At 60.5% G+C, this 6,336-nt stretch carries 7 protein-coding genes; 3 read left to right on the forward strand and 4 right to left on the reverse strand.

The window, feature by feature from the left end; genetic code table 11:
* Nucleotides 1-248: 248 nt before the first annotated feature.
* Both ACYQ6W_RS21270 and ACYQ6W_RS21275 read left to right on the forward strand, forming a co-directional pair.
* Nucleotides 249-1,193, forward strand: coding sequence for a helix-turn-helix domain-containing protein (locus ACYQ6W_RS21270; protein WP_459678141.1), 945 nt, complete (start codon nucleotides 249-251; stop codon nucleotides 1,191-1,193).
* Between the two features lie 135 nt (nucleotides 1,194-1,328).
* Nucleotides 1,329-2,075, forward strand: a complete 747-nt coding sequence (locus ACYQ6W_RS21275) for an SDR family oxidoreductase (RefSeq protein ID WP_459678142.1) — start codon at nucleotides 1,329-1,331, stop codon at nucleotides 2,073-2,075.
* A 398-nt stretch (nucleotides 2,076-2,473) separates the two neighbouring features.
* Here ACYQ6W_RS21275 and ACYQ6W_RS21280 read toward each other — a convergent pair whose 3' ends face one another.
* Nucleotides 2,474-3,379 carry an AraC family transcriptional regulator gene (locus tag ACYQ6W_RS21280; RefSeq protein ID WP_459678144.1) on the reverse strand — a complete coding sequence of 302 codons (906 nt, stop codon included), beginning with the start codon at nucleotides 3,377-3,379 and terminating at the stop codon, nucleotides 2,474-2,476.
* Between the two features lie 90 nt (nucleotides 3,380-3,469).
* On the opposite strand from ACYQ6W_RS21280, the gene ACYQ6W_RS21285 reads away from it, so the two are divergent.
* Nucleotides 3,470-4,432, forward strand: coding sequence for an SDR family oxidoreductase (locus ACYQ6W_RS21285; RefSeq protein ID WP_459678146.1), 963 nt, complete (start codon nucleotides 3,470-3,472; stop codon nucleotides 4,430-4,432).
* Nucleotides 4,433-4,685: 253 nt separating this feature from the next.
* Here the strand turns inward: ACYQ6W_RS21285 and ACYQ6W_RS21290 are convergent, their stop codons facing one another.
* The 3 genes from ACYQ6W_RS21290 to ACYQ6W_RS21300 form a co-directional block, all read right to left on the reverse strand.
* The gene (locus tag ACYQ6W_RS21290; RefSeq protein ID WP_459678147.1) at nucleotides 4,686-5,198 is read right to left on the reverse strand and encodes a GNAT family N-acetyltransferase; all 513 of its coding nucleotides are present in this window, start codon (nucleotides 5,196-5,198) and stop codon (nucleotides 4,686-4,688) included.
* A gap of 34 nt (nucleotides 5,199-5,232) precedes the next feature.
* Nucleotides 5,233-5,709, reverse strand: a complete 477-nt coding sequence (locus ACYQ6W_RS21295; protein ID WP_459678149.1) for a VOC family protein — start codon at nucleotides 5,707-5,709, stop codon at nucleotides 5,233-5,235.
* Nucleotides 5,710-5,922: 213 nt separating this feature from the next.
* Nucleotides 5,923-6,255, reverse strand: coding sequence for a LysR substrate-binding domain-containing protein (locus tag ACYQ6W_RS21300; RefSeq protein ID WP_459678151.1), 333 nt, complete (start codon nucleotides 6,253-6,255; stop codon nucleotides 5,923-5,925).
* Between the last annotated feature and the right edge of the window lie 81 nt (nucleotides 6,256-6,336).

A 6,336-nucleotide genomic window follows, 5' to 3' on the forward strand; every position in this document is an offset into this window, starting at 1 on the left:
GGATCCGGGTTTGAGAACGGTCGCCGCAGGGTTCTGGGGCATCGACAAAGCCAATGCTTTGTCTGGAGAGGACGTAGCGCTGACCCTTTCTGGGGCCACGGTGCCGCGGGTGCGGTCTCTTAACAAGACTACCTGCGCTTGGGGGTAGAGGTTCAATAGCGGTATATGGGTGAAAGCGCCGATCTCAGCGTTTTAGAGGGCTGCGCTCGGTGTCGGACCTTGCCACTGTGATGAGCTGAACAATCGTTATGCGTATCGAGCTGGGCACGTTGGCGAAAGTTGTGTTGGAGGAGGCCCATGTTTTTCGGACCTCGGGATCAGCGTTGGAGCAACACCTTCGAGGCGAGAAGCTCGCACAGAGCGGTGGGGATGCGTGGCGGGATGTTGAAGCTCAGATCATTCGGCGTCCGGCTCAGGAAGATGGGGTGCTCGTCCCCGCTCTAGCAGAACCGCTCCTTGTCTGGATTACCTCGGGATCTGCCTATATCGAGGAACGCGAGTTGGACGGGGATTGGCACGGCCGTCGCGTTTCTGAAGGTGACTTCTTTCTGACCCAGGCCGACGCGCCCTATATGATGCGATGGCGCGGCGACGCGGAAACCCCCTTCGAGGTACTGCATCTCTACATCGGGCTCCCGCTTTTGGCCGTTGCAGCGGAAGAAATCATGGGGTCAGGAGCAATTCCGCGCCTGCGCGACGTATCCGGTGCGAGAGACGCCGTCCTTTCGGGGCTCCTAACGGGTCTGCTAAGCGAATTGACCGCCGACTACCCTCCGAGTGGCAACTTTGTTCGGGGTATTGCCCAAAGTCTAGCCATACATCTCGTCCGTCATCACGCGGAGGCCGGTCCGTCGGCACGCAAGACCGGCGAGCAACTTCCAGCTTTCAGGTTGCGCCAAGCAGTCTCTGCCATGCTGACACGGTTGGACCAACCCTTCGACCTCGATGAAATGGCTCATGCCGCGGGCATGAGCCGCTTTCATTTCAGTCGGGCGTTTCGGAACAGTATGGGGCAATCGCCTTCCGTCTGGTTCGCTACGCAACGTATTGGACGAGCAAAGCAGCTGTTGCGCGAAACCGATCGAACGATACTCGATATCAGTCTGCAGCTTGGATATGGAAGCCCCAGCCATTTCGCGCACGTTTTCCGTCGTGAGACGGGCGTAACTCCGCGCGACTACCGGAAGAGCTGACCGAGGCGGCTGGCGAAATCCGCAAAAGTCCGATACTGATCGCAAGACGCCGCGCGAAGAGAACGATCACCGGAAGTAGTGTCATCCTCGTTTGAATAACCACAGCCCGTCGTGGTTCCAACGAGGAGTATTAAGATGACAATCAAAGGAAAGATCGCGCTGATCACCGGGGCCTCCAGCGGTATTGGGGCCGCGACGGCAAAGAAGCTGGCTGCGGAGGGTGCAATCGTCGGTTTGATGGCACGTCGCAAGGAGCGGCTTGAGACTGTGGTTTCGGCGATCGAAGGAGTGGGCGGTCAGGCGATCGCACTGCCAGTAGACGTGACGAACCCAGGCGCCGTGCGGGACGCCATCGGTACAGTGATTGATCGCTTTGGCCGTGTCGATGTTTTGGTCAACAATGCCGGCCTGATGCCGCTGTCGGATGTGGATTCCCTCAAAGTCGACGAATGGAAGCGTATGGTCGACGTGAATATCAGCGGCGTTCTCAACGCGACGGCGGGCGTGTTGCCGCACATGATCGCTCAGCATGAGGGGCATATCTTCAACATGTCGTCGATCGCAGGGCGCAAGGTGTTCACAGGACTCACCGTATATTGCGCCACCAAGGCCGCTGTGGCGGCCTTCTCCGACGGCTTGCGGATGGAAATCTCGCCGAAGCACAACATCCGTGTGACTTGCATCCAACCTGGAGCCGTCAAGTCGGAGCTTTACAATCAGATCACTGACGAAAGCTATCGTCAGCAGATGGACGATCTCGCCCGGCGTATGACCTTTCTCGAAGGAGAAGACATCGCGGATACGATCTTGTTCGCATTGAACGCGCCGAAACATATGGACGTGGCCGAACTCTTCGTCCTGCCGACGGAACAAGGCTGGTGAAGGCGAGACTGCCCCCTAAGCACCCGGGGGAAGTCAATCCCCGGTCATGCAGCATTCGTCACGTGCTACCAAGTCTAGATCCATGTAGCTTAGAGGACCCCGGGCCTCCGCCGCTACGGCACCCGCGCGCAGTGGTACGCGCGGTGTGGTTCGGGGATGGCATCCTTGGCGTCACCGATCAAGCGCTATAGAGCGCCGCGTTCACGTCCTGCCTGAGCTCAAGGTGGAGACGATCCGCCAGTCTCCCATGAAATCTCGCTTTTTTTTACTGAGTGCCAACGGTGCAGGAGTATGAAGCCACACGAGTTTGGGATGAGGCAATCCGGCTCAAACCCAATTCCAGCCCCAGTAGACGCCATACCCGCTGCTTGTCATTGTCACGTCGCCAGAGATGCGCCTCAGCCCGACGTGGTTCGACTGTAAGCTGTCGGGGACAGTCCTATAGCACGGCTGAACGCAGTGCTGAAAGCACTGACCGACCTGTAACCTGCAATCTCGGCCACTTCCACCATTGGACGCTTGGTCGATATCAGAGCGGCTTTGGCCAGCGACAGGCGCCAGGCCGACAGATAGCCGATAGGCGAAGCGCCCACGATTTCGGCAAAGCGGGCAGCGAAGCCAGCGCGCGACATGCCCGCCTCTTGCGCGAGGTAGGCGACCGTCCAAGCACGGTTGGGCTCCATGTGCATGGCTCGCAGTGCGCGGCTGATGCGCTGATCGGCAAGCCCGGCCAAAAGCCCCGGCTGCAGGCATCCTACACGCTCGGTGCGATGGCGCAGCGTCTCCACGAGGATGACCTCCAGAATGCGATCGAGCGCTAATGAACGACCTGGCCGGTCCGCCATCACCTCATCGTCCAGTAGGCTCAACAAACGTCCCAGCCGCTGTGCGGCTACATCGGCAGCGCGCACGTGTACGATCGGTGAGAGCATGTCCGCGATCAGATCAGCGTTGGGGTCTGCGAAAAGGAAATGGCCTGCTAGAAAACGGGCAGCGGACGCGTAGGGAGAGCCTCCTTGGAGCGCACTTTGATCTGCGAACAGCGCCTTCAATCCGATTGGCTCGACCTCGGGGCCTGATCGCATGATCCACTCTGGGGGGCGCGCCATCATCATGAAGTCACCCGGCTGCAGCGTCAGCCGCACCTCGCCGCGCTCGAGCGTACACTTTCCTGCAAGCATCTGACCAAAAACCACCGCGTCGACCGCGGGAAAGCAGATAGCCCAAGGCTCCTGCACCGCGATCATGCGCCAACTTAACTCGCGTGGTCGCAGCAGGCTGATGACCTGTGACAAGGGATCCATTTAGACGCTCGATAAGTGTTTTTGGAGTTTTGATCATAGCGCGTCTTTTGTGGTGTTGATACCCTGTGCGCAACTCAGCGGGACGGGGAAATGCGGGTATTTGTCACGGGTGCTAGCGGCTTCATTGGTCAGGCGGTGGTCAGAGAGTTGATCAGCGCCGGCCATCAGGTCACGGGGTTGGTGCGGTCGCATGGCGCCGCCGAGAAGATCACCAAACTCGGGGCGAAAGCCTATGCAGGTTCCTTGCACGAGCCTGATGCCTTAAGCGCGGGGGTGCGGGGCGCAGATGGCGTCATCCATCTCGCCTTCATCCATGGACCAGGGGACATACCGCTTGGGCGACGACTGGGTCTCATCCTGGGTGGCTCGCCATCCAACATTGTCAATCGATTTGGTGCGGCGATCACCGCCGTAGACCGTCGTGCGATCGACGTACTGGCTGAGGCAATGAAGGGATCAGGTCGGCCCCTGGTGACCGTGTTCGGTACCATGGGCATGGCAGCGGGCCGCACGGCGACGGAAGATGAGGAGCCGGACACGCACTCTCCTGGTTGGATGCGCTCGCAGGCCGAGGCGACTGTCAAGGCTTGGGCTGAACGCGGTATCCGCGCGACCATCGTTCGCCTGGCACCTTCGGTTCATGGGGAAGGCGATCATGGTCTCATTCCGCGCCTCGTCGCTACCGCCCGCAAGCACAAAAATTCGGGCTACGTTGGTGATGGAGAAAACCGGTGGAGCGCGGTCCATCGCCTAGATGCGGCTGTCTTGCTCCGCCTAGCGCTAGAACAGGGTCAGGCAGGCGCGCGTTATCACGGCGTTGCTGACGAGGGCGTTCCTTTCCGCCAGATAGCTGAACTGATCGGTCGGCGATTGAACATTCCCGCGGTCAGCCTGACATCTCGCGACGCCGTCCAGCGTTTCGGCTGGCTCGCATCGTTCACCGCCTACGACAACCCGGCCTCAAGCCAGCTGACACAGGAACGACTCGGTTGGCGACCAACGCATCCAGGTCTTCTCACGGATCTGGACCGAGAGACGTATTTCCGCGGGTAAACCCGTCTCTTCAGCACGGGCAGGTCTCAGAGCGTGTTTGAGAAGGACTCCCAACGCGACTTTTGCGTGATTCATAGATGGTCGGACCCACGGTGCAAGCCGACGCCCAATCCTGACGAGGAGACCGTTCGGGAGGCGGCGTTACGATACCGGCCTGTCCGATGCACAGTGAGAGTTGCGATGAGGGCGGGGAGGGCGCCGGTGGTCGGAGAGGCGACCAGGCGCGCGGAGGCGGCCGGGACGAGGGGAGGGGTCACCTCACGTGCTCTACGACATAGCGGGTCAGCACCCACTCGCCATCGGACACCGGTCCGGCCGGGCGAAAGCCGAGCTTCGTCGCGACGCGGACGGAAGCCCCGTTGTGGGGATCGATATCGGCGACGACCCGCGTCAAGCCGACCGTCTGAAACGCATGCTGCAGCACCGGCTCGACGGCTTCGGTCGCAAAGCCTCGGCCCCAGGCCGAGCGGACCAGCCGCCAGCCGATTTCGACATCGGGGCCGCGCAGCGCCTCGGGTGCCAGGAACACCCAGCCGATGAAACTCTCGGCCATGGAGAGGCTCCAGTAGCCCATGCCGGGCGGATAGGGGTAGCGAATCCGCATCTCGACGAAGGCGCGATGGGCCTTCAGATCGTGCCAAGGTCCCGGAATGAACTGCGTCACAAGGGGATCGCCATCCATCGCCAGACAGAACTCGAACTCCGTCATCTCCCGCGGTCGAAGCAGGAGCCGCGGCGTCTTGAAGGTCGGGAGCCATCCCCTCATCGCAGCGTGGCCTGGTGCGCCATGAGCGGGAGACTCACGACGACTCTTTCCGAATGGTAGCGACCGCTTCATCAACGAGAGCTTGCAATGCTTCATCCGAAAGATCGGCAAAGGCCGCGCGCATCTCGGCGAGTGAGCCAAAGCGCACCGGCCGGGTGCCGAGAGGAGAAAAAAGCCGCAGCAGATAGCCGTCTGGATCGGCGACAACAAATTGCCTTTGACCAGCTTCAAGGGCGCCCTGGCGATACCAACGCTCCTCCATCGGGATCAGCACGGCCAGGCCGCTAATCAACACCCGGTCATACAGGGGCGTAACATTGGCAACCTCGATCTGGAGATGGACGCCGTCGAGGTCGAGACAGGCGAAGCGATCCTCGGGCCGGCTAAAGAGGACGCGGAAGCCGAGCACCTCCTGATAAAAAGCGAGCGACCGGTCGAGGCTATCCAGGTCGAGTTGGCAGTGAGTTTGGGCGCGGCTTTCATGCCCCTGCCTACCACCGCCTTTGCGCATGACAAAGGACGTTATCATGCGCTATTGAAGCCATTAAATGCTTTTAGAGAGCGGCCGGTCACTCCTAGTTTTCAATGAAAGGGTTGTCATCAACTGCGCTCGCTAGTGCAGGGCCTGCAGCCTGACGGCCTTGGTGTGGTGGCTACGTTATCCGTCTCACCGAAGGCTAGGAAGTTGTTGCTGCAAGCAGAGTTCCTAGATATTCGGTGTGGCTCAAGAGGTGTTGTCCAGAATCTCATCGAGGAAGCTGCGTGCAACACGAGAGAGAGGACGGTTCTGCGCCCAGATGGCGAAGCTTATAACGGGGGTGCGCGGCAGGAAAGGTCGTAGCACGAGAGGCCCAGAGACAGGTTGCTGCGCCGAGAAAGGATCGACCACGGCAATACCCACACCGGCGGCCGCCAGGGCACAAGCGGTATTGCAGTAGCGTACCTCGACCGCCGCATCGAAGGGCACACCCACCGCAGCGAAACTCCCACGTACCGCCTGGCCAAGCCGCGTGCCGGCTTCGAGCCCAATGAAGGCGTGGCGCTCAATGAACCGCACCGGGTTTCCCGGAGGCTCCAACTTCCAAGTAGAGTGGAGCTATGACGAGCAAGACGACGAACAAATTCAGCCCTGAGGTTC

The organism is Acidisoma sp. 7E03 (assembly GCF_054665075.1).